18 protein-coding genes and 3 pseudogenes are annotated in these 22,364 nt (G+C 58.5%); 13 read left to right on the top strand and 8 right to left on the bottom strand.

The genetic code is table 11. The features are described from left to right. Window positions 1-93 precede the first annotated feature (93 nt). Window positions 94-993, bottom strand: a complete 900-nt coding sequence (locus ACYAR8_RS12215; RefSeq protein WP_108120600.1) for a LysR family transcriptional regulator — start codon at window positions 991-993, stop codon at window positions 94-96. A gap of 110 nt (window positions 994-1,103) precedes the next feature. On the opposite strand from ACYAR8_RS12215, the gene ACYAR8_RS12210 reads away from it, so the two are divergent. Beyond that, complete coding sequence (locus tag ACYAR8_RS12210; protein WP_463580019.1) at window positions 1,104-2,279, top strand: saccharopine dehydrogenase family protein; 1,176 nt, start codon at window positions 1,104-1,106, stop codon at window positions 2,277-2,279. Between the two features lie 96 nt (window positions 2,280-2,375). Continuing rightward, complete coding sequence (locus tag ACYAR8_RS12205) at window positions 2,376-3,374, top strand: NAD(P)H-quinone oxidoreductase (RefSeq protein ID WP_463580018.1); 999 nt, start codon at window positions 2,376-2,378, stop codon at window positions 3,372-3,374. Between the two features lie 200 nt (window positions 3,375-3,574). Here ACYAR8_RS12205 and ACYAR8_RS12200 read toward each other — a convergent pair whose 3' ends face one another. Further along, complete coding sequence (locus ACYAR8_RS12200; protein WP_463580017.1) at window positions 3,575-4,363, bottom strand: nucleotidyltransferase domain-containing protein; 789 nt, start codon at window positions 4,361-4,363, stop codon at window positions 3,575-3,577. Between the two features lie 236 nt (window positions 4,364-4,599). On the opposite strand from ACYAR8_RS12200, the gene ACYAR8_RS12195 reads away from it, so the two are divergent. After that, a complete protein-coding gene (locus ACYAR8_RS12195) occupies window positions 4,600-5,814 on the top strand; it encodes an aldose 1-epimerase family protein (protein ID WP_463580016.1) in 1,215 nt (404 codons plus the stop codon). Window positions 5,815-5,823: 9 nt separating this feature from the next. On the opposite strand, the pseudogene ACYAR8_RS12190 reads toward ACYAR8_RS12195, so the two are convergent. Then, a pseudogene (locus ACYAR8_RS12190) lies at window positions 5,824-5,942 on the bottom strand (magnesium chelatase subunit ChlI family protein); the annotation flags it as partial. Between the two features lie 620 nt (window positions 5,943-6,562). Here ACYAR8_RS12190 and ACYAR8_RS12185 point away from each other — a divergent pair. The 5 genes and pseudogenes from ACYAR8_RS12185 to ACYAR8_RS12165 form a co-directional block, all read left to right on the top strand. Next, on the top strand, window positions 6,563-7,993 hold the full coding sequence (locus ACYAR8_RS12185; protein ID WP_463580015.1) for an IS1182 family transposase: 1,431 nt from the start codon (window positions 6,563-6,565) through the stop codon (window positions 7,991-7,993). Between the two features lie 375 nt (window positions 7,994-8,368). Continuing rightward, on the top strand, window positions 8,369-8,881 hold the full coding sequence (locus ACYAR8_RS12180; RefSeq protein ID WP_463580014.1) for a hypothetical protein: 513 nt from the start codon (window positions 8,369-8,371) through the stop codon (window positions 8,879-8,881). A gap of 7 nt (window positions 8,882-8,888) precedes the next feature. Beyond that, window positions 8,889-9,329, top strand: coding sequence for a YetF domain-containing protein (locus tag ACYAR8_RS12175; protein WP_108120482.1), 441 nt, complete (start codon window positions 8,889-8,891; stop codon window positions 9,327-9,329). Between the two features lie 245 nt (window positions 9,330-9,574). Continuing rightward, a pseudogene (locus ACYAR8_RS12170) lies at window positions 9,575-10,585 on the top strand (PAS domain-containing protein); the annotation flags it as partial. Between the two features lie 48 nt (window positions 10,586-10,633). Then, window positions 10,634-10,870: pseudogene (locus ACYAR8_RS12165) on the top strand (methyl-accepting chemotaxis protein); the annotation flags it as partial. A 121-nt stretch (window positions 10,871-10,991) separates the two neighbouring features. Here ACYAR8_RS12165 and ACYAR8_RS12160 read toward each other — a convergent pair. Further along, entirely contained in the window at window positions 10,992-11,348 is a 357-nt protein-coding gene (locus ACYAR8_RS12160) for a response regulator (RefSeq protein ID WP_367948771.1), read from the bottom strand. Window positions 11,349-11,613: 265 nt separating this feature from the next. Here ACYAR8_RS12160 and ACYAR8_RS12155 point away from each other — a divergent pair, with 265 nt between their 5' ends. From ACYAR8_RS12155 to ACYAR8_RS12135, 5 genes are all read left to right on the top strand, one after another. Next, on the top strand, window positions 11,614-13,425 hold the full coding sequence (locus ACYAR8_RS12155) for an ABC transporter ATP-binding protein (RefSeq protein ID WP_463580013.1): 1,812 nt from the start codon (window positions 11,614-11,616) through the stop codon (window positions 13,423-13,425). A gap of 141 nt (window positions 13,426-13,566) precedes the next feature. Beyond that, window positions 13,567-14,610: an MsnO8 family LLM class oxidoreductase gene (locus ACYAR8_RS12150; protein WP_463580012.1), complete on the top strand. Its 1,044-nt coding sequence runs from the start codon at window positions 13,567-13,569 to the stop codon at window positions 14,608-14,610. 2 nt (window positions 14,611-14,612) lie between these two features. Then, on the top strand, window positions 14,613-15,734 hold the full coding sequence (locus ACYAR8_RS12145; protein ID WP_463580011.1) for an alkene reductase: 1,122 nt from the start codon (window positions 14,613-14,615) through the stop codon (window positions 15,732-15,734). A gap of 313 nt (window positions 15,735-16,047) precedes the next feature. Then, window positions 16,048-17,523 carry a catalase KatB gene (gene katB, locus ACYAR8_RS12140; RefSeq protein WP_463580041.1) on the top strand — a complete coding sequence of 492 codons (1,476 nt, stop codon included), beginning with the start codon at window positions 16,048-16,050 and terminating at the stop codon, window positions 17,521-17,523. 53 nt (window positions 17,524-17,576) lie between these two features. Beyond that, the gene (locus ACYAR8_RS12135; protein WP_463580010.1) at window positions 17,577-18,131 is read left to right on the top strand and encodes an ankyrin repeat domain-containing protein; all 555 of its coding nucleotides are present in this window, start codon (window positions 17,577-17,579) and stop codon (window positions 18,129-18,131) included. A gap of 29 nt (window positions 18,132-18,160) precedes the next feature. Here ACYAR8_RS12135 and ACYAR8_RS12130 read toward each other — a convergent pair whose 3' ends face one another. From ACYAR8_RS12130 to ACYAR8_RS12115, 4 genes are all read right to left on the bottom strand, one after another. Beyond that, on the bottom strand, window positions 18,161-20,080 hold the full coding sequence (locus ACYAR8_RS12130; RefSeq protein ID WP_463580009.1) for an ATP-binding protein: 1,920 nt from the start codon (window positions 20,078-20,080) through the stop codon (window positions 18,161-18,163). A 164-nt stretch (window positions 20,081-20,244) separates the two neighbouring features. Further along, window positions 20,245-20,649, bottom strand: a complete 405-nt coding sequence (locus tag ACYAR8_RS12125; protein WP_074892298.1) for an META domain-containing protein — start codon at window positions 20,647-20,649, stop codon at window positions 20,245-20,247. Next, window positions 20,646-21,083, bottom strand: coding sequence for a hypothetical protein (locus tag ACYAR8_RS12120; protein WP_065992852.1), 438 nt, complete (start codon window positions 21,081-21,083; stop codon window positions 20,646-20,648). Before ACYAR8_RS12120 ends, ACYAR8_RS12125 begins: the two co-directional genes overlap by 4 nt. An 85-nt stretch (window positions 21,084-21,168) precedes the next feature. Beyond that, window positions 21,169-22,155: a 2-hydroxyacid dehydrogenase gene (locus ACYAR8_RS12115; protein ID WP_463580008.1), complete on the bottom strand. Its 987-nt coding sequence runs from the start codon at window positions 22,153-22,155 to the stop codon at window positions 21,169-21,171. Window positions 22,156-22,364 lie beyond the last annotated feature (209 nt).

Raw genomic sequence — 22,364 nt, 5'->3', positions numbered from 1 at the left:
TGATCTAGGCGCAGATACTCCACGTGTACCGCTCCGGAGACGTCGCTTGCAGGCAGCGCTCTTGATCGTCAGGTATCGGCCAAAAGAAGACACTCAGCGCCCTGACTGATCACGCAGAGCATCCAGAAGCAGACGAAAAGCCGGTTTATGTTGGCGCCGGCTTGGGTAGTAAAGGTGATACCCGGTGACGGTGCCAGTCCAGTCCTCCAGCAGCCGCACCAGGCGACCTTGTGCCAGATCTTGCTCGATCAGATGCTCCGGGAAGTAGCCCAGCCCGGCACCCGCCCTGACAAAATCACGCATGAGCCAAATGTTGTTACTCACCAGATGCCCGTCGGCGCGTACTTTGATTTCTCGCCCGTTTTTTGCGAAAGGCCAAGCCCACAATCCGCCCGAGGTGGGCTGACGCAGGTTGATGCAGGCGTGCTCGGTCAGATCCTGTGGCGTCAGGGGTTTAGCACGGTGTTCCAGATAGGCGGGGGCGGCCACCAATGCCAGGCGGAAATCCCGGCCGATAGGCATGCTGATCATGTCCTGAGCCAGCTGCGCCCCCAGGCGGATACCGGCATCGAAGCGCTCTGCAACGATATCGACCAATGCGTAGCTGTCGTTGATTTCGACCTTGATCCCCGGATAGTCGGTCATCAATTGCAGCGCAGCCGGGGCAAGGACCAGATGGGTTGCGTGCTCCATGGAGGTGATGCGCAGGCTGCCCGCCGGTGTGCCGCTGAGTTCGCTGAGCTCGTTGAGCCCTGACTCGATCCCGTCAAAATGCGGCCCGATGCTGTCGATCAGCCGCGCTCCGGCTTCGGTCGGCGCGACGCTGCGGGTACTGCGAGTCAGCAATTGCACACCCAGGCGGGATTCCAGTTTGGTGATGGTGCGGCTTAGCGCAGGCTGGGACACGCCAAGCTGCGCCGCTGCCTTGGTAAAACTGCCTTCACGGGCGACCCGCAGGAGGGCCAGGAGGTCGGTGACGTTGTCGCGCACGATTGATGCTCTGCGGTTATAGGTCCATTCCAACCATACCATCTAATCATTTGTAGGCAGGATGGCTAGAGTGTCGCATTCGCTTCGCGGCGCTTTCAGGAATCATCTTTCCCATGAGTAAACAAACATTCGATGTGATCATTTTTGGCGCCACGGGTTACACCGGTCGGCTGGTCGCTGAATACCTCTTCGCTCAATACGGCGTCGATGGCGCTGTTAAGTGGGCCATTGCCGGTCGCAGCTTGAGCAAGCTGGAAGCCATTCGGGACAGTTGGGCAAACGCCGCAGCGCTGCCGCTGATCGTGGCCGATGCCCAGGACCGGGCGTCCGTGCGCGAGATGGTTGCCGCAACCCGGGTCGTGATCACCACCGCAGGGCCGTTTTCGGTCTATGGCTCGGACCTGGTGGCCGCCTGCGCCGAGTTGGGGACGGACTACGTTGACCTCTCGGGGGAGATCCCCTGGATTGCCCGGATGATCGGCAGCCATCAGGCCCAAGCCCAGGCATCGGGCGCGCGCCTAGTGTTCTCCTGCGGTTTCGATTCGGTGCCGTTCGACCTCGGCGTATGGTTCACCCAGCAGCAGGTCATGAAGAAGTTCGCTCGCTACGCGCCTCGGGTCAGGGGCCGCGTGCGCAATATGCAAGGCGTGCTGTCCGGTGGCACGTTCTTGAGTGTCGACGCAGTGGTTGCAGCGGCGGCGCAGGATCCTGCGCTTGGTGAACTGGTGGCCGATCCATTCGCCTACACACCAGGATTCAAAGGTGTCGAGCAACCTGATGATCAGACCCCCTACCGGGATGAACTGGCTCAGACCTGGGTCGGGCCTTTCATCATGTCGGGCATCAATTCCAAGGCGGTGCATCGCACAAACTTGCTGGAAGGGCACCTTTGGGGCACGTCCTTTCAGTACGACGAAATGCTGATGCTCAAGGCACAACCGAGCGAAGACGATGAGCCTGGTCTGGCGGGCTTCTCCTTTAATGAGGGCGGTCATCCGCAACCGGGGCAAGGGCCGACACAGAAGGAGCTTGAGGCAGGCTTTTATGATGTGCTGTTCATCGCTGAACTGGCCGATGGTCAGGTGCTCAAGGCATCCGTGAGTTGCGACGAGGATCCGGGCTACCTGTCGACATCCAAGATGTTGGCCGAGTCAGCGATGGCGTTGGCGTTCGATGTGACACGTGAGGAGACCCCGGGCGGTTGCTGGACGCCAGCGGCGGCGTTGAATGAGGCGTTGATCAAGCGGCTGACTGAAAAAGCCGGACTGAGGTTTACCGTCGAGGGTTGATTCGATGGGCCGCTAAAAAGGCTGAATGTCTTTGACGTTCAGCTTTCAGAGTCTTTAGCTCTCTCAACAATTAGCCTAGTCAACAAAAGGTGTCCCATGAATGTGCCAAACCGCATGAACTACATCGAGATCACCGAACCCGGTGGCCCCGAGGTATTAAAGATAATGCAGGCCGATGTGCCAACGCCGGGTGATCACGAGTTGCTGATCCGGGTTCACGCCGCCGGCATCAATCGTCCCGATGTCATACAGCGTTCGGGCAAATACCCGATGAAACCCGGCATGAACCCTGTGCCCGGGCTGGAAGTGGCCGGTGAGGTTGTTGGGGTTGGCGCAAACGTGGCCGATTTCAAGCTGGGCGACAAGGTATGTGCGCTGACCAATGGCGGTGGTTACGCCGAATACTGCGTTGTGGCGGCCACCCAATCGTTACCGGTCCCCGACGGCGTCGACATGATTCAGGCCGCGGCCATTCCGGAAACCTTCTTCACCGTGTGGGCCAACCTGTTCGAACTGGGCCGTGCCCAAAAGGGCTGCACCGTATTGATCCATGGCGGCACCAGCGGCATCGGCACGACCGCGCTGATGCTGTGCAAGGCCCTGGGGATCAAGGCTTTTGCAACGGCCGGCAGTCAGGAAAAGTGCGACCGGATCCGCGCACTGGGTGGCGAAGCGATCAATTACCGCGAGGTGGACTTCGCTCAGGAGATCGCCCGGCTAACCCACGAGAAGGGCGTGGACGTGATTCTCGACATCATGGGCGGGAGCTATTTCGAGAGCAACGTGGCGTCACTTGCACGACGCGGTCGACTGGTCATTATCGGTTTTCTGGGCGGCAACTCCGTCAAGGACTTCAATCTGCTGGCGTTGATGGAAAAACAAGGCTCGGTGACAGGGTCGATGATGCGTTCGCGCAGCGCTGAGGAAAAAGCCGAGATTGCTCGCGCCGTTCTCGCCAATGTCTGGCCGTTGCTCAGTCAAGGCGAATGCCTGCCGATCATTGACCGTGTTTTCCCTCTCGCCGACGCAGCACAAGCGCATCAGCGAATGGAGCAGGGCGACCATATCGGCAAAATCGTGCTGAAGGTGTTGTGAATTGAAACGCCCGGCGCGTGTCTTTGACTGCCCGCCGGGCGATCTTCATGTTTGTTTTAGGTGTCCGTGTTTATGTGGGTGGCGAGCGGCTGCTTTCGACCCAAAGCGGACGGTCCAAGTGAACGGGTGCGCACTGCTTTAACGATCCGTCATCGGTTTTTCAAACGATTTATTCCCCCTGAGCACCTCAGACTCGCACCTCATCCCCAGGTTTCTTTGAGTACAGTTCGAAACAGTTCCGAAAGTAATGGCTCAACGTCTTTGCGCTCGGTGCGTATAGGCTTAATCGACTCAAGTCGATTCAGTTCACGCTCAATGAATTGTTGGATGGGGGTGATCTGGGGTGATAACCCCATCTCCGGAGACGCGCGCTTGATCGCAAGCAATTCATCAATGGCCTGCTGGAGCCCGGACTCTCGCTCGATGACACCGCGCAGCTTCTCAAACTCTATGGGGGCAGGTGTACCAAACTGCTCAAGCCACCGCACCGATAACAGCGGGCGCAGAACGTAGAAGTATTTTTTCAGCGGTACCTGAGGGGCCTGCAAATATCCCCTATAGTTGGTTTTGGCCATGCTGCGATAGTGGTAGATGCCACTCTCCACCGAATACACCTGCGGCAATAACTCCTTTGCCCGCTCGTGGAAACAGCCAGCATGCTCGTAAATTATCGTCGACTGTATCCACTCCACAAAGCCTGGATTGGACTTCCAAAATAGCCTGAGTGCCTTACGTAGATCCCAGCCATTGATATCCATGTCGTCAATGATCGGATACTCGATGACGTCGCGTTGTTCCTCGAGACGGACAGAGAGATACCACTCCGGTTTATTTACGTAGATGAAGCGTGCGTCGTAGTCGCTGTTGGGAGAGGCAAATCCCCAGGCACGACTGCCAGACTCAATAGCTAAAAGAACTTTCACGTCATGCTCGTTCTCAGCACGACGTAGCCGGTCTCGAACCTCTTCTTGAACAACGATAGAAACCATGAGCCAACTCTAATTAGACGATGTATCGAGTGCACGCTACTCATTCCGCGGGGGGCTGTCCAGCGTCCGCTTCTGGCAGATTGCCGCCTTCCGCGAAGAGCATCTTAGGGTCGATTTCAGCCGGTCACAAAATGCAGAAATAAGCTATCAGCGTCATCACCGTGTCCATCTTTTAGCTTGCTGAAACGTTTCATCACGTTTATAAAAATGGCACAACTCCAAGAAAGGCTGCCGCCATGACCCCGCTCAAACTTTTTGTTGCCATCAGCGCACTGTCCGCTGCCTCCCACGCCATGGCCTGGGATTACGTTCTGCTCGACACTGACAAAGCCGTGCAGGGCTGGCAGATCACCAATCAGCAACTCGGAATAAAAACCGACAAACCCTTCAGCGTTACCTTGCGCACCTTGCACGGCGGTCGGCAGGAGGGCGTAAGCATCGTCGACATCGATAACGGCACGATGAAACTCTCGGTAGTGCCGACTCGCGGAATGAACGTCTTGCAGGCCTCAGTTGGCAATGTACGCATGGGCTGGGATTCGCCGGTCAAGGAAGTGGTCAATCCGTCTTTCATCGAACTCAATGGCCGCGGTGGTCTGGGCTGGTTGGAAGGTTTCAATGAGCTGGTCACCCGCTGTGGATACGAATGGGTCGGCCACCCCGGCGTCGACAACGGCGAACTGCTGACCCTGCACGGTCGAGCCGCCAACATTCCTGCGAATAAAGTCACGCTGCATATCGATGAAAAACCACCGTACGCCATTACCCTGCGCGGCGAGCTGGAAGAGCAGGCGTTCAAGAAGGTCGACTTCTCGGTCGCGACCGAACTGGTGACCGAACCCGGCAGCGTCGTGTTCGCCCTCAACGACACTCTGACCAACAACGGCGACTATCCGAAGGAATACCAGGCGCTGTATCACAGCAACTTCAGCACCCCGTTCCTGGAGCAGGGCGCTCGTTTCGCCGCGCCGGTGAAACAGGTGTCGCCGTTCAACGACAAGGCCAAGGACGATCTGCCCGACTGGCAAACCTACCGCGCACCGACCAGGGACTACGACGAAACGGTGTACAACGTGGTGCCGTATGCCGATGCCAAGGGCGATACGTTGACCGTGTTGCATAACAAGGCCGGCAGCCTGGGCGTTTCGGTCGGCTTCAATACCCAGACACTGCCCGTGTTTTCCCTGTGGAAAAACACCGACACCGAAGGCCAGGGCTATGTCACAGGGCTGGAGCCGGGTACAAGTTTTTCCTATAACCGCCGTTATCAGCGGCCACTGAATCTAGTACCGACAATTGGGCCCAAGGAACACAAGCAGTTCCGCATCAGCTATAGCTTGTTGGCGGATAAGGCGGCGGTGGATAGAGCCTTGAAGCAGGTTAGCGAGATTCAGGATGGGCGGGAGACTGAGGTGCGGCAGACGCCGTTGGTTGATCTTACCAAGGGGTGAAACGGGCTGGAGCATTGTTGGCCGATATTGCAGCCCCTCGGCCCTGTGTTCGCGTCTGATCCCGTCGGCTTGTTCAAGGTCCACCAGCGAGCGCGCGACCTTGAGCGCCGCTGGGCTGATCGCAACGATTCGGTCACTGTCCGCAGTTGGCCCAGAGTGTGTAAAAACGCCAAGGGGTTCACTTTTAGGTTCTTCACCTGCCGGAAATCTATAAGCCTCGTGTCCCCGCACTCATACCGTATTGACGTTAGCAGCTGCGCCGATAGTGCCTCCGGAAACAGATACGATGTAGTCGGCCGCTCTTTGGCAGAGGGTGGCGTGCGATGAACGGATTACGAGGGTAAGAGGCATGAGCGAGAGCGGGTCAATGTCGATACGTTCTCCTGATGTGCCGCGAAGCGACAATGTCAGTTCCGTCCATTGGTGATCATCTGAACCTGCGCAGTCACCGTCAGAGTCAACATCACATCCGGTTCCCCATAGATGTTCAGCAATGCAATAAAAGGCCGGCAATGGTCTTTCTGGCGTGATTTGAATGGAATAGCAAGTAGACATGATTTGTTGGCCGCGCCTATCTGTCAGGAGGAGAAAGGGTATCTCGGAGCCTGAGGCTGAGCAATCAGAGTCGCTGCCCCCGGACCTTCTATATATAGGCATCCATTGGTGTATGCGATTGCCCCGGCGTATGTAGAAACGACTCCGTAATCCCTTGCTATGATTGCTGAGGATTTTATCGCGGGGATTGCCTATGAAGCGCTTTATCCAAGGTGAACACCGAGGCCAAGGCACCTTACTTCCCGAAAGCCTCGACGACTACGTTAGCGATACCAATCCGGTACGAGTAGTTGACGTTTTCGTCGACGAACTCAACTTGGTCAATCTAGGTTTTGAAGGTGCCATTCCAGCCGATACTGGACGGCCGGCTTACCACCCCGCGATCCTGCTGAAGATCTACATCTACGGCTATCTAAACCGCATTCAGTCGAGCCGGCGGCTGGAACGAGAAGCTCAACGCAACGTGGAGCTGATGTGGTTGACCGGGCGTTTGATGCCGGATTTCAAGACCATCGCCAACTTCCGAAAAGACAACAGCAAGGCTATCCGAGGCGTCTGTCGCCAGTTCGTAGTGCTATGTCAGCAGTTGGGATTATTCGGTGAAAATCTGGTTGCCATTGATGGCAGCAAGTTTAAAGCCGTCAACAACCGCGACCGAAATTTCACCAGCGCCAAACTGAAGCGGCGCATGGAAGAAATCGAATCGAGCATCAACCGTTACCTAACGGCACTTGATACTGCGGATCGGCAAGAGCCCACATCCTCTGGAGCCAAGACGGTGCGGCTGGAAGAGAAAATCGCCAAGCTCAAAGTGCAAATGAAGGAGCTTCAGGCGATTGAAATACGGCTCAACGACTCACCGGATAAACAGGTGTCACTGACCGATCCAGATGCGCATTCAATGATGACGCGAGGTACAGGAATCGTTGGCTACAACGTGCAAACAGCAGTCGATGCTCAGCACCATTTGATCGTTGCTCATGAGGTGACCAATGTCGGTTCCGACCGTGATCAGCTCAGTTCAATGGCCAAGCAGGCGCGCGAGGCCATGGCATCAGATTCGCTTTCGGTGGTGGCCGACCGAGGCTATTTCAAAGGTGAGGAAATCCTGGCTTGTCACAACGCTGATATCACCGCGTATGTGCCCAAGCCAATGACCTCTGGAGCCAAAGCTGATGGGCGTTTTAACAACGATGCCTTTATCTATGACGCGGCGAACAATCACTATGTATGTCCAGCTGGAGAAACGCTGATATGGCGTTTCTCCAGCGTCGAGAAAGGCATGAAGCTGCATCGTTATTGGAGTTCAAAGTGTCAAGGCTGCGCCTTGAAAACACAGTGCACACCGAGCAAGCAACGCCGTATTCGGCGCTGGGAGCATGAGGCGATATTGGAAGAGATGCAGGTCCGGCTGAGCAACGCGCCGGACATGATGCGAGTCCGAAAGCGCACAGTTGAGCATCCCTTCGGGACGCTCAAACAGTGGATGGGCGCCACGCATTTTTTGACGCGAAGGCTGGAAGGCGTCAGTGCAGAAATGAGCTTGAACTTGCTCGCCTACAACATGAAGCGAGTTATGAAAATCCTTGGCACCAGCAGCTTAATGAAGGCGTTGTCAGCCTGAAATGGTTGGCTTTGTTGCCCACCTGGCATCGTAGGGGCTTTATTAAAGTCTCCAAGACCCGAGTGACGACCCGCAGGGCTTACCGCGAGCGACTACATAGCAAAAACCGTCGGTGCTACGTGCCGACATTGCACTGGCCCGTTTTTACACACTCTGGGCCGATAGCGGACCTTCAGACCCACTCGTGTTTAGTCAGCCGTAAGAATTCTGACAATGCTTCTTCAAATTGCCCTCGATGGAATGACGCTCGCGGATTTATCTCAAAGCTGAGCTCACCGTCTCAAACGCCCCACCCAATCACCAGCACACGCTCACCCCACCAGAACTTCACACAGACCAAAGCGGTCACATCGCTAGTCCCGACGAGTGATGCGTATGAGCCTCTTAGAGCAGGAAATGCAGGACCGTGAACACCCCGTTGCCGAGGACATGGCGCTGCAGCGCAAAGTCTGGAAGTTCCAGCGGGTTGGCTGGTATGTGCTGACGGCGGTTGTCATCCTGACATTGCTCGGCTTGTTCTCCAGAGGCCCGCTCAGCTTGCTCGAAGCGGTGAGTGAGCAGGGTGATCTGACGGTGCAGTACGAGCGTTTCCACCGTGCTGGCGGGACCAATCCGATGATCGTTCAGGCCACTGGGCAGCCGGGCAAAGAAGTCACGCTGTCGATCAGCAAGCCTATGCTGGATGGCTTCAGCATCGAGTCTATCCAGCCGCAGCCGGTCAGCTCTGTGGGCAGTCCCCAAGGTCTGAGTCTTACTTTCCCCACCGACAAGAGCGGTCACGTCACGCTCTTCATCTCATGGCGCAGCGACGGCATCGGGCTATTCAAAAGTCAGATCAGTGTCGTTGGCGGCGGCCATATTCCCGTTACTCAGTTCATCTACCCATAGGTGCTCAATGGATGCCGTACTACGCGCGGGTGCGATTTATTTTGCCCTGATGGTGCTCTTCAAGATTTCTGGCCGACGATCATTGGGCGAGCTGACGTCGTTTGATTTCGTGCTGCTGATGGTCATTGGCGAAGCGACCCAGCAAGCGCTGCTGGGCGATGACTTCTCGGTGACCAATGCGATTCTGGTCATTGTGACGTTGATGGTGATCGACATCGGGCTTTCCCTGGTCAAACGACGCTCCAAACGCTTGGCCAAGCTGATCGATGGGGGGCCGACGATCATCGTTGAAAACGGCGCGTTCCTGCGCCATCGCATGCACGAGGCCCGCATCCAGGAAGACGACATCCTGGAGGCCGCGAGAATAGAGCAGGGCTTCGAACGAGTGGAGCAGATCAAGTACGCGATCCTTGAGCGCAACGGCAAGATCTCGATCATTCCGGCGTGATCATCTGCTACGTCACGGCTTGGTCAGGCGGGGTATACCGGGGCCAGAAAATCAGCGCTGGCCATGGTTTCCTCCGCGTAGCCCGTTAGCAACACACTTCGCAAGCGTGGCCTCTATTACTGAGCAATTTCAGCGAGTTGACGGCCATTTGTTCAGCCAGACAGATAAAGTTTTTGTCGCCCAAGACGATATGAGCGGCAAGGTGCCATGGAGGAGGCCCGTCACGCATTTCGAGTCTGTACAACATGCCCAATTTTTCCCTTCTTCGCCGTGATCGTCGCGCCCTGAAGCAATTGCTGACGTCGATCATGAGCGGCAAAAGTCCTGAGGTCGCCCAGTGCAAAGAAGGTCCAGCAGTTCTGGATGCTTGGCGGGTGATCCAGTCCTCCAATGATCAATACCAATCCCGCATAGGCCAGCTCGAAAGAGAGCTTGAGGATGCCCGCGAGTTGCTTCGCGAATCGGCAGCCTCCGCGTCAGCCCATGAGATCAGGTTCGATCTGGTCAATCTCGCGTCCAGTGAAGGTCTGTGGGACATGGAGGTGGTGGCCGGCGATCCGGTTAACCCCGGAAATCGCTTTTGGTGGTCGCAGCAATTTCGCAGCCTTTTGGGATTCAAGGACGAAAGAGATTTTCCGAATGTGCTCGCCAGTTGGGCCGATCGGCTCCATCCGCAGGACAAGCAGGCAACACTCGACGCCTTCGCTCGCCATCTCAACGACAAGTCCGGGATGACCCCTTACACAGTCAAAAACCGGCTCGCCATGAAAGACGGTTCATATCGCTGGTTCCATGCACAGGGTGAGACACTCCGAGACGAGCGGGGCACGCCCATCCGGGTCGCTGGCGCGCTCCGGGATATCCATGACCAACTGGAGCGGGATCAGGAGCACGACGTCATCATCACCCGATTCGAGCTGGCTCGGGAAATGCTCTCGGATGGGCTTTGGGATATGGAGGTCATTGCCGGAGACCCTGTGAATCCCAAGAACCCGTTCTGGTGGTCACCTCAGTTCCGTCGGTTGCTGGGTTTCGAAACGGTCGAGGAGTTTCCAGATGTGCTGGACAGCTGGGCATCCAGGTTACACCCCGATGACAAGGACAGAAGCCTCAGTGCATTCGGGGCCCATCTGAATGACAGATCAGGCAAGACACCCTTTGATATCGAGTACCGGCTGAAGATGAAAAGCGGCGAATATCGGTGGTTCCGCGCGCGAGGCCAGACCAGACGCGACCCCGCCGGCCTGCCTCTGCGAGTCGTCGGTGCGCTTGTGGACGTCAACTTGCAGCACGAGCAGGAGATGTTGAGGGAAACAGAGGTCAAGCATCAGCAAACGCTTGAGCACAACATCGCTCAGTTGTCCCAGATCGTGGGGACGATTCAGAGCATCGCGAGCCAGACCAACCTTTTGGCCCTCAATGCGGCCATTGAAGCTGCACGTGCGGGCGAGGCGGGTCGTGGCTTCGCAGTGGTTGCCGACGAGGTTCGCAAGCTGGCGACGCGTACCACTGAAGCCACTGAGCAGGCTGCCGGCATGATTGCTCGCTAGACCCTTCCTGCCTTTAAACACCTGGTTCCCTGAACCAGGTCGAAGTCTGGAAAGGAGTCCCTGTGACTCGGAACAATGACTCTCCGACGTAAACCCCCAGGGATCGGCAGGATCATTCTCGGTTTATTGCCAAAGCCAAGGCGCGCCGGCAAATGGTGCCTATATCTTGTGAGTGCCAAGGTTTAGGGATGAAAAGTGGAGCGTATCCAGACTCCAGGATTTGTTGCCCCCGTCCCCCGGAAGACAAGATCACAGGGATGCGGGGCCAATGCGCTTGCACCCGGTTTGCCAGCCCGATACCGCTCAGGCCACCCGGCATATGGATGTCGGACAGGATAAGATCTGCACCTCCCGAGGTCTCGCACAACCAGTCCCAGGCGTCGTCGCCTGTCTCCGCTGTTACGACCTCGAAACCCTCCGTCTCTAAAATTTCATGGATCAAACTGCGGATGAGCCAGTCATCTTCCACCACTAATACGGTTGATAACACTGTCCTGTGTCCATGCTGGTTCGTCGTGAAGTTGGACTGGGGCACTGCCTGTGGGTTCCCACTTCCGATAAAGCCGTCCCTCGGCTCTCTTTGCACGGTTATGTCGCTTTGATTGAGTGGCGTGTAGTGCTATGCAAAGCCTGAATAGCCCCGGATTATACAGAAGCTGTCCACAAGACCGGCGGAGCGTGCCGGACTAGCCGGTACAATCCCCTGTCACTGACAACCCGGAGCCTGCGCTTTAATGTCGTTGTTCAATCGTTTGACTGCATTTTCAACCCAGAGCGGCAGGGCGGTCGGCCTTGTCTGGGCGACATCCCGCCCCCTGTTCAGCGGCTTGATCGTGGCGACGCTGATCGCCGGCATCTTGCCCGCGCTTGCCGCGTGGATCGGCCAGCGGATCGTCGATGCGGTGGTTCAGGCGATGCAAATCCATGCCAATGGCAGCCAGGCGCCGGTATGGCCGGTCCTGCGTTATGTGTTGGCCGAGGCGGGCGTGCTGGCGCTGCTGGCCGCTGCGCAGCGGGCGCTTTCAATGCAACAAGCGCTGCTGCGGGTGCAGTTGGGGCAGAAGGTCAACCTGATGATCCTGGAAAAGGCCCAGACGCTTTCGCTGCTGCAGTTCGAGGACTCGGCGTTTTACGACAAGTTGGTGCGCGTGCGACGGGATGCATCGACCCGGCCACTGGGCCTCGTCACGAAGGGCCTGGGGCTTACGCAAAACCTCATATCGCTGGTCAGCTTCGCGGTGCTGCTGGTGCATTTTTCCCCGTGGGCGCTGTTGATCCTGGTGGTCGGGGCGCTGCCGGTGTTCTTCGCCGAGACGCATTTTTCCGGCAATGCCTTCCGCCTGTTTCAGCGCCGCGCCCCGGAAACCCGCCATCAAAATTACCTGGAAGCCTTGCTGTCCCATGAGTCCCACACCAAGGAAGTGAAGCTTTTCGGCATGGCGCCCTTGTTGCTGCAACGCTATCGCGACAATTTCACCCGCCTGTACGCCGAAGACCGCCGACTCACCGTGCGGCGCGACGCCTGGGGCTTTGTCCTCGGGCTATTGGGCACTGCCGCGTTCTACGTGGCCTACGCCTGGGTGGTCATGGACACCGTGCGCGGCCAGACCACACTGGGGCAGATGACGATGTACCTGGTGCTGTTCAAGCAAGGCCAGGTCGCCATCACTGCCAGTCTCAGCGCGATTGCGGGTTTATACGAGGACGGCCTGTACCTGTCAGACCTCTACGAATACCTTGAGGTACCGGTGGCACCTGGACGCGGCACGCTGAAGGCCGGCGCACGCCCGGGCGACGGCCTGCGCTGCGAGGGTCTGGGGTTCCGCTACCCGGGGGCCGCCCAGCCCACGCTCAGCGACATCAGCCTGCACCTGACGCCCGGCATGAGCCTGGCCCTGGTGGGCGAAAACGGATCCGGCAAAACCACATTGATCAAGCTGCTGACCCGGCTCTATGCGCCTGACGAAGGCCGGATCCTGCTGGACGGCAGCGATTTGCAGGACTGGGACGAACAGGCCTTGCACCAGCGCATCGGGGTGATCTTTCAGGACTACATCCGTTACCAGATGACCGTCGGCGAAAACCTCGGGGTGGGTGACGTCGACGCGTTTGATGACCAGGACCGTTGGCGCGATGCGGCCACTCAAGGGATCGCCGCCGACTTCATCGAGCGCTTGAGCAACGGGTATCACACGCAGTTGGGGCGCTGGTTCGCCGGTGGGCAGGAACTGTCCGGCGGGCAATGGCAAAAGCTGGCACTGTCGCGGGCCTACATGCGCCGAGAGGCCGATCTGCTGATTCTGGACGAACCGACGGCCGCCCTCGACGCTGCGGCCGAGGCTGCCGTATTCGAGCACTTCCGCGAGTACGCCAAGGGACGCATGACGTTGCTGATTTCTCACCGATTCTCCAGCGTGCGCAATGCTGATCACATCATCGTGCTGGATCAGGGCCGGATTCTGGAACAAGGCACCCACGCGCAACTGATCGCGGGCGGCGGGCGCTATGCCAGTCTTTTCGACATCCAGGCGCGTGGGTATCGGTAACCGTCGACCCACACAGTTCCCGTGCTCGACCGACTGACCTGGAACCATGATTGGTGAATTTAATTCATGCCATTCGGTAAAAACTAGCCGAAATCCCGCGTCGTTTCTCCAATAGGCTGTGTTCTTTGTCCGGAGGGCGCAGTGAGACTTAGCATTCTTGACCATTCCCCAGTAGACGACGGGTTCACCGCCAGCGATGCGCTATGGGCCACCACGCGGCTGGCGCAAACCGCTGAATCCTTGGGTTTTGAACGTTACTGGGTAGCGGAACACCACCAATCCAGGGTTCAGGCGGGAAGCAGCCCTGAGCTGCTGATGATGCAGATTGCCGCCCATACAGAGACGATCAGGGTTGGCTCGGGTGGCATCATGCTGCCGCACTACAGCGCGTACAAAGTGGCCGAAACTGCGCGTGTGCTGGAGGCGTTATACCCAGGCCGGATAGACCTGGGAGTAGGGCGGGCGCCCGGAGCGGATCAACGCGTCACCCGTGCCCTCAATGATGAGAAGACACACCAGATCCCTTTCCCGGCCAAGCTCAAGGACCTCAAGGCGTTGCTCCTTGGTGACACAGACGGGTCAAGCGATCAGCGGCAGGCGATCTACGCTGCGCCTCGGATCACAACCCTTCCTGAGTTGCACATACTGGGTGCCAGTGGCAGTACCGCTGAACTGGCCGCTCTGGAAGGAATGGGCTTCACATTCGCCCACTTCATCAACCCTCATCATCAGCAAGGTGTACTGGCCGCCGAGCATTATCGAGCCAACTTTCGCCCTTCAAGACTGCATTCCGCGCCCAGTGTCATCGTCGCTGTATTCGCCGTAGTGGCCGACACTATCGAGCAGGCCGAGCGGCTGGCAACCAGTTTTGACGATTGGTTGCTGCGGGCAGAGTCCGCCACGCCAGCCGAGGCGTTAACGCTGCCCGAGGCGGTCGACCCTGCGCAGTACAACGCTGAAGCCCGCGAGCGCGTGACGCTCAACCGCAAGCGGGTGGTTATTGGCGACGGTCCGGCGGCGATGCAGCAACTGCGGCGCATTGCTGCGCAGTATCAGACAGATCAGATGATGATTGTCCCCATGATCCCGGGGGAGGCGAACCGGCAACGGGCTATCGAGTTGCTCGCCCGCGCCAACCACGAATTCAACCTTCGCGCCCCACAGCGCTCACTTCCGGAGAGTTAATCATGACCTTATTTGAAGACTACAAACTCGGCACCACAACGCTTGGCAACCGCATCGTCATGGCGCCGATGACCCGCTCGCGTGCCCCTAACGACATTGCGACCGAGCAAATCGCCCTGCACTACACCCAGCGCGGCACCGCAGGTTTGATTGTCTCGGAAGGCACGCCGATCTCACGTGAGGGCCAGGGTTATCTCTTCAATCCGGGCATCTATACCGATGCGCAAATCAAGGGATGGAAGCTGGTCACCGACTCGGTCCACAGCGTCGGCGGAAAAATGTTCGCCCAGTTGTGGCACGTTGGCCGCGTGTCCCACACCTCCATTCAGATCGACGGCAAAGCGCCCGTCAGCGCTACCAGCAAACAAGCACAAGGCGCAGTCGCCTTTGGCTACACAGACGACGGAGAGCCGGGTTTTGTGGCTACATCCACGCCACGCCCGTTAACCACCGAAGAGGTAGCACGGGTGGTGGAGGATTTCGCCCAAGCTGCGGAAAACGCTATCGCGGCCGGATTCGACGGGGTGGAAATTCATGGCGCCAACGGCTATTTGCTGGAGCAATTCCTGAATCCGCTCGTGAATGACCGAACCGATCGTTATTCAGCCGACACGCTGGAAAATCGTTTGCGTTTCGTATTCGAGGTCGTCGATGCGGCAGCCGCCCGAGTCGGCGCTGATCGGGTGGGCATCCGTGTTTCCCCGTACGGCCAGTTGTTCGACATGCCCTTGTATCCGCAGATCGACGAAACTTACTCGGCGCTTTGTGCCGGCATGCAGCAGCGCGGCATCGCTTACGTTCACGTGATGGATCAGACCCACTTCTTCATGGCAGAAGAAGGTTCGGCAGCACAGGAGCAAGCGCTTCGTGACCTGCTCAAAGACTGCAAGACACAGTTGGGCGAGACCGCATTGATCCTCGCCGGGGACATGACCAGTGAGCGCGCTGAAGACCTGCTGCAGGCGGGCCTGATCGACCTGGCCGCATTCGGGCAGCCCTTCATTGCAAATCCTGATCTGGTCGCTCGGCTGCAAAATGGCTGGTCACTGACCCAGCCGGATCGCGACACTTACTATGGCGGCGATGCAAAAGGCTATGTCGACTACCCGCCCTACAGGGGCTGATTAGCGGCGATTCTCTGCTGCAGTGATGAACGCCGGAATTTCTGGCGGTGGTCGTGACGATTTCCAGTGCGACCTGTCACTGTGTCGAGCTGAAAGGACAGGCGGTGGGCAAGCAGCTGTTGCGGAGCAGGAGGGTAATGCCCGTCGGTTGACCGTCAATATTTTTAAACCTATCAAACGCATAGTCAGAACCAATTCAGCATTCGCGGGCTCTAGCCGTAGGCTTTCACTCTCAGAACACCAAAAAAAGAGAGAGTCCGCGATGTACTTACCCCGCTCCCCTATCGCAGCCAGCCTGATTGGCGCGAGCCTGATGGTCAGTTCTGCAGCCTACGCAGACACCCTGACCCGCGACAACGGCGCCGCTGTCGGCGACAACCAGAACTCACAGACTGCTGGCCCGAACGGCCCGGTTCTCCTGCAAGATGTGCAACTGCTGCAAAAGCTCCAGCGCTTTGATCGTGAACGCATTCCGGAGCGTGTCGTGCATGCTCGAGGTACCGGCGTGCATGGTGAGTTCGTTGCTTCCGACGACGCCTCTGACCTGAGCAAGGCCACGGTCTTCCGCAAGGGCGAGCACACCCCGGTGTTCGTGCGGTTTTCAGCCGTCGTCCACGGCAACCACTCCCCTGAAACCCTGCGTGACCCCCGCGGCTTTGCCACCAAGTTCTACACGGCCGACGGCAACTGGGACCTGGTCGGGAATAACTTCCCGACGTTTTTCATCCGCGACGCGATCAAGTTCCCGGACATGGTCCACGCCTTCAAGCCTGACCCGCGCACCAACCTGGATGATGATTCCCGACGTTTCGACTTCTTCTCCCACGTCCCGGAAGCCACGCGCACATTGACCTTGCTGTACTCCAACGAAGGCACACCCGCCAGCTATCGCACCATGGACGGCAACGGCGTACACGCCTACAAACTGGTGAACGCCAAAGGCGAAGTCAACTATGTGAAGTTTCACTGGAAGAGCCTGCAGGGCCTGAAAAACCTCGATCCCAAGCAGGTCGCTGAAGTGCAGTCCAAGGACTACAGCCACCTGACCCACGATTTGGTTGGCGCGATCAACAAGGGCGACTTTCCGAAGTGGGACCTGTACGTGCAGGTGGTCAAGCCTGAGGACCTGGCGAAGTTCGACTTCGACCCGCTGGACGCCACCAAAATCTGGCCCAATATTCCCGAGCGCAAAATCGGCCAGATGGTCCTGAACAAGAACGTGGATAACTACTTCCAGGAAACCGAACAGGTCGCCATGGCGCCAGCCAACGTCGTGCCGGGTATCGAGCCTTCGGAAGACCGCCTGCTGCAAGGCCGGGTATTTTCCTACGCGGACACGCAGCTCTATCGCGTCGGTCCTAACGTGTTGAGCCTCCCGATCAACGCGCCACGGGTTAAGGTCAACAACGGCAACCAGGACGGCCCGCTGAATACCGGTCACACCACCACCGGCGTGAACTACGAGCCAAGCCGGTTGAATCCGCGTCCGGCGGCTGAAGAGGCGCGCTACAGCCAACTGCCATTGTCCGGCAGCACGCAGCAGGCCAAGATCCAGAAAGAGCAAAACTTCAAGCAGGCGGGCGACTTGTACCGTTCCTACAGCGAGAAGGACCGCAAGGACCTGATCCAGAGTTTTGGTGAATCCCTGGCGACCACCGATACCGAAAGCAAGGACATCATGCTGTCGTTCCTCTACAAGGCAGATCCGGAGTACGGCACTGGCGTGACCAAGGTTGCCAATGGCGATCTGGGCAAGGTCAAGCAACTGGCCGCTGCACTGAAAGACTGACCCACCACCTCGGCCCGCTTGCACGGCGGGTCGGGGCTTCTGGAGGACATCACATGCGCAGAACCTTTCATGCGTTGCTGCTGTGTCTGGCGGCGGGCCTTGCCAACGCCAGCCCGTCAGACACCGGCAGCACCGCCGATACCCAGGCACAACTCAAGGAGCTGTTTTTCCAGGCCGCCCGAGAGGGGCGCCAGGACATGCTCAACGAATTCATCAATGCCAAATTCGATCTGAACGTACAGGACGAAAAAGGCTATACAGCGCTGATTCTTGCCGCTTATCACGGCCAGCAACCTGCCGTGACCCAACTGCTGAACGCCGGTGCCGATCCTTGCGCCAAGGACCTGAGGGGCAACACGGCATTGATGGGGGCGATCTTCAAAGGCGAACTTAGCATCGCGCGGCAACTGGTCGCTTCTAACTGTGCACCCGACCAACGCAATAACGCCGGTCAGACGGCGGCCATGTACGCGGCGCTGTTCCATCGCAAGGATGTTCTTGAAGCTCTGGCAGCCAAAGGCGCGGATCTCAACGCGACAGACGCCATGGGCAACCGGGTGCAAAACCTGGAGCGCGGCGAGTTCCAGCCATTGCCGGCGACCCGATGACTGCTCGCAGGCTCTAAAGGTGAGTGGGTTCAGCCTGACGTCAGTAATTGCTGGGTCAGCGTCTTGAGATGTTTCATCGCGAAAGGCTTGAGCAGCAATTCAGTTTGGCCGCTTTTCAAGGCGATCGCAGGGATGCTGTTTTCGGCGAAACCGGAGATGAACAAGACCTTGAGCGTGGGTCGCGCATCCAGCGCGGCTACGGCTAATTCATCGCCGCTCATGCCGCCCTCCAGACCGATATCGGTGATGAGCAAGCTGACCTCAGGCAGTCGCTCTAGCTGCTGTAGCGCCTGCGCAGCGGTTGCCGCCTTGGCGACCTCATAGCCCATGTCCAACAGTGTCTCGCTGATCAGATCGCGGATGGCGTCCTCATCGTCGACCACCAATATGGAGCCGCTCAGCGTGTGAGCCTTGTCCTCGGCCGCAGTTGGCGAGACGACGCCGGGAGCCGGTGCCGTACCTTGATGCAAGGGCAGAAACAGGTTCACCGTCGTGCCTTTACCTACCTGCGACTCGATCTGGACGTCCCCGGATGATTGTCGGGCAAAGCCGTGGACCATCGAAAGCCCCAGGCCAGTGCCGGAACCCAGTGGCTTGGTTGTGAAGAACGGATCGAATGCACGCTCGAGTACGCTGCGCGGCATACCTGTGCCGGTATCGCTGACACTGAAACGTGCATATCCACCTGCGCTGAGTGTCCCGGTTGCGTGCGCCGGCTCGATGCGCACAGCGGTGACCTCAATCTGTAGCCGGCCACCTTGCGGCATGGCGTCGCGCGCATTGATGCACAGGTTCAGTAGCGCGTTTTCCAACTGGTGCGCGTCGCAAAAGCACAGCACCGCGTCCTTGGCCGCCAGTACTTCCAGTTCTATACGAGGGGTCAGCGTCCTGCTGATCAGGTCCTCCATCTCCTGAACCAATAAGGCCGGATCGATCACCGTACTTGCCAGTGTCTGGCGCCTGGCATAGGCCAACAGACGATGGGTGAGGGAGGCGGCGCGATCGGAGGCATTGCGGGCCAGACCCACGTATCGTTGAAGTTCGGCGTGCCTGCCTTGGGCAAGCCGTTGTTCGAGCATGTCCAGGCTACTGGTGATCACTGTCAGCAGGTTGTTGAAGTCATGGGCCAGACCGCCGGTCAGCTGACCGACCGCTTCCATTTTCTGACTTTGCTGTAATTGCGACCTGACCTCTTCGAACGCTTCCTCGCGTTCTTTTTGAAGAGAGATGTCTCGGGCTACCGCGAAGTAATGCCCCTCGCGACGTGCAATTCGCCAGTTCAGATGCAACGGCGTCCCATTGCTGCGCGGGCCCTGGCTATCGAGCTCAGCTACCGGCAGCTCGCTGAGTCTGCGCAAGGCATCGGACAACTGCGAAGGAGAGATAAAGCTGAAAAATGCCCCGTCTTTCAGTGCATGTTCCGCGTGTCCCGTCTCGGTTTGCCAGGAGGGATTCATCGCAACGACTTCGCCACGTTCGGACAGCATGCAGATCAGGTCGGGGGAGACATTCCAGATGCCATCCCGCTCAAGGGTGCGCCGCTCAACCTCAAGCTCCAGACGGTCATTGAGATCGGAAAGCGCGTTCAAGCTCTTCTGGAACAATGCGCAGATGACTGACATGCCGAAGGTCACCAATGCGAAGCTCGCGCTGCTGGCCCAGGTCGAAAACCCGTCGTTGAAACCGATTTCGCCGATGAAAAAATATTGGGCAGTGAGAACCGCGAGCACGCAACCAAAAGCGGATGGCCCGACCCCGAAGCAGAAGCCGATGAACATCAATCCGGGAATGAAAAACAGGTAGGGCAGGGCTGTGAAGGGAAGCAGCGAACGAAGCGCGCAGCACAGCATCACTATCAGAAGTGCGCCCGCATAACGCGCCGGTTTGCTCCGCCGAGTGCGGGCAAAGCGTCGAACCCGCTCAAGGCGCGATGACAAAATACTGATCAAGTGGGCTCCAAGGGTCCAATCCGTACTCTCGGGCACGCCTGGCAAGTCGTGCATCAATGTTAGGGAACACGGTGTAAGGGCTATCGGCCAAAGCGCGGGCTGCATGAGCATCCTGCGGCATCCGGCTATATGCGCAGGATGGCCATACCCGTGGACTACTGCATTCAGTCCTCTTCCAGCCAGAACCGCAACGGTTTGCCCTGGGCAGGCCAGAGCCGCAATTGCTCGATGGGCGACACATCCCACCGCTGCACGTTGCCCATCGCCTCAAGGAACCGATGTTCCTGCTCCATCAGCGCCGGCGCGCACTGTTTTCGGGTGCTGCCGACCGGGCCGAAGCTGATCGCATCGCCCTGCAATTGATAAGGAGCGAACCAGTGATTGCAGCCGGCATTGCCGTAGGCGCGGCCGTCGTTGCCCAGGGTCATGGTCAGGTGGCTGTTGTCGATCAACGGCCGTTCACCGATCCATTCCAGCACGTAGCCGTGATCCTGCTTGAGTGCCGAGGGTTTGGTCGCACAGCCCGCCAGCAGCGTGGCTGCCAGCAGCGTCAGCAAAAGCGGTTTCATGCAGCTTTCTTCGCGCAGGCAGGGCAGAGGTGGTTTTCGCCGACAACCTTCCAGCCCAGCTCTTCGATGCGCGCGGTGGCGGCAGGTTTGAGGGCTTTTTTGCCGTCCTTGCCGTCGACCATGAACTCAATGTCGCGCTCTTTGCCGCAGTCGTTGCAATTGACTTTCCACTGATGGATCGCCAGCTCGGTGAACGCCGGGCCGTTGGCAACGGCCACCCACTGACCGGTCGGGTTGATCAGGTGACGGACTTTTTCCACGTTCAGGCGCATGAACAGCTCTTTGCTGCCCTTGACGGTGACCAGCAGCACATCGTCGGGCTTGATCGAGCCGCCGTTGCCGGTCACTTGGTAGCGACCGACCGCCAGGCTGCGGCATTCGATCAGTGTGTGTTGCGGGGTGAGCATGCTGTAACGGAAATCGTGTTCGGCCATGGGGGTCTCCAAATAGGCGCGCATGCTAACACTTTAGAGGATGAATTCTCGCGGCCGACGACCCTGTGACCGGCAGCACGCGCGTTCACTGCACCAGATTCTGCGGGCTACCCGCCGCCCAGTGAGTGATGTTATCCAGCGTAGTCTGGGCGATGGCGCCGAGGGCTTCTTTGGTCAGAAACGCCTGATGGGCGGTGATCACCACATTGGGGAATGTCAGCAGCCGCGCCAGCACATCGTCCTGCAGCGGCAAGTCCGAGCGGTCCTCGAAAAACAGCTGTGCTTCCTCTTCATAAACGTCCAGCCCGAGGTAGCCCAGTTGGCCGCTCTTGAGCGCATCGATCAGCGCCGGGGTGTTCACCAGCGCGCCGCGACCGGTATTGATCAGCATCGCGCCGTGCTGCATGCGCGACAGCGAATCCGGGTTGATCAGGTGGCGCGTGTGATCATTGAGCGGGCAATGCAGGCTGATGATCTGCGCTTGGGCGAGCAGTTCGTCGAGGGGCAGATAGCGGGCGCCCAGCGCTTCGACCAGCGGGTTGGGGTACGGATCGTAGGCCAGCAGTTTGCAGCCGAAGCCCGCCATGATCCGCGCGAACGTGGCCCCGATCTGCCCGGTGCCGACCACGCCGACGGTCTTGCCCACCAGATCGAAACCGGTCAGGCCGTGCAGGCTGAAATCGCCGTCGCGGGTGCGGTTGTAGGCGCGGTGCAGATGGCGATTCAGCGAGAGGATCAACGCCACCGCATGTTCGGCGACGGCATGGGGCGAGTAGGCCGGAACCCTCACGACGCTCAGGTCCAATCGCCTGGCGACGGCGAGGTCGACGTGATTGAAACCGGCCGAGCGCAGCGCGATGAGTCGTGTTCCGCCTGCGGCCAGTTGCTCCAGCACCGGGGCGCTCAAGTCGTCGTTGATGAAAGCACAGACCACTTCGTATTGATCGGCCAGCGCCACCGTGTCCAGCGTCAGCCGTGCGGGCTGGAAGTGCAGCTCGATGTCCGGGGCGATATGCGCGCCAAGAAAGCTGTCGCGGTCGTAGGTCTGGCTGCTGTAGACAAGCGTGCGCATGGTTGCTCCTTATTCGGCTTCGGACTGACGCGGGCCATCCGCTAAGATGCGGAGGCCTGTGAGGCGAGGTACATCCGATGCAAACATATCGGCCGAGATACCCCTTCGCGGGCAAGCGCGCTCCTACAGGTTTTGTGTCGAACGCGGGTGTCGGGTTTGGGCCAAATCCAACAGCGATCAGATTTTGCGTTAAACGTGGATCTCGGTGC

This window comes from Pseudomonas sp. HP_01, from assembly GCF_055284355.1.
This window is presented reverse-complemented; position numbering and strand designations above follow the sequence as displayed.

Bases quoted from the DNA above. Each gene is read 5' to 3' on its own strand.
- ACYAR8_RS12135 (WP_463580010.1), top strand. From the start codon at position 17,577: ATGCGCAGAACCTTTCATGCGTTGCTGCTGTGTCTGGCGGCGGGCCTT.
- katB (WP_463580041.1), top strand. From the start codon at position 16,048: ATGGTCAGTTCTGCAGCCTACGCAGACACCCTGACCCGCGACAACGGC.
- ACYAR8_RS12195 (WP_463580016.1), top strand. From the start codon at position 4,600: ATGACCCCGCTCAAACTTTTTGTTGCCATCAGCGCACTGTCCGCTGCC.
- ACYAR8_RS12175 (WP_108120482.1), top strand. From the start codon at position 8,889: ATGGATGCCGTACTACGCGCGGGTGCGATTTATTTTGCCCTGATGGTG.
- ACYAR8_RS12125 (WP_074892298.1), bottom strand. From the start codon at position 20,649: ATGAAACCGCTTTTGCTGACGCTGCTGGCAGCCACGCTGCTGGCGGGC.
- ACYAR8_RS12120 (WP_065992852.1), bottom strand. From the start codon at position 21,083: ATGGCCGAACACGATTTCCGTTACAGCATGCTCACCCCGCAACACACA.
- ACYAR8_RS12200 (WP_463580017.1), bottom strand. From the start codon at position 4,363: ATGGTTTCTATCGTTGTTCAAGAAGAGGTTCGAGACCGGCTACGTCGT.
- ACYAR8_RS12205 (WP_463580018.1), top strand. From the start codon at position 2,376: ATGAATGTGCCAAACCGCATGAACTACATCGAGATCACCGAACCCGGT.
- ACYAR8_RS12180 (WP_463580014.1), top strand. From the start codon at position 8,369: ATGAGCCTCTTAGAGCAGGAAATGCAGGACCGTGAACACCCCGTTGCC.
- ACYAR8_RS12210 (WP_463580019.1), top strand. From the start codon at position 1,104: ATGAGTAAACAAACATTCGATGTGATCATTTTTGGCGCCACGGGTTAC.
- ACYAR8_RS12185 (WP_463580015.1), top strand. From the start codon at position 6,563: ATGAAGCGCTTTATCCAAGGTGAACACCGAGGCCAAGGCACCTTACTT.
- ACYAR8_RS12155 (WP_463580013.1), top strand. From the start codon at position 11,614: ATGTCGTTGTTCAATCGTTTGACTGCATTTTCAACCCAGAGCGGCAGG.
- ACYAR8_RS12115 (WP_463580008.1), bottom strand. From the start codon at position 22,155: ATGCGCACGCTTGTCTACAGCAGCCAGACCTACGACCGCGACAGCTTT.
- ACYAR8_RS12145 (WP_463580011.1), top strand. From the start codon at position 14,613: ATGACCTTATTTGAAGACTACAAACTCGGCACCACAACGCTTGGCAAC.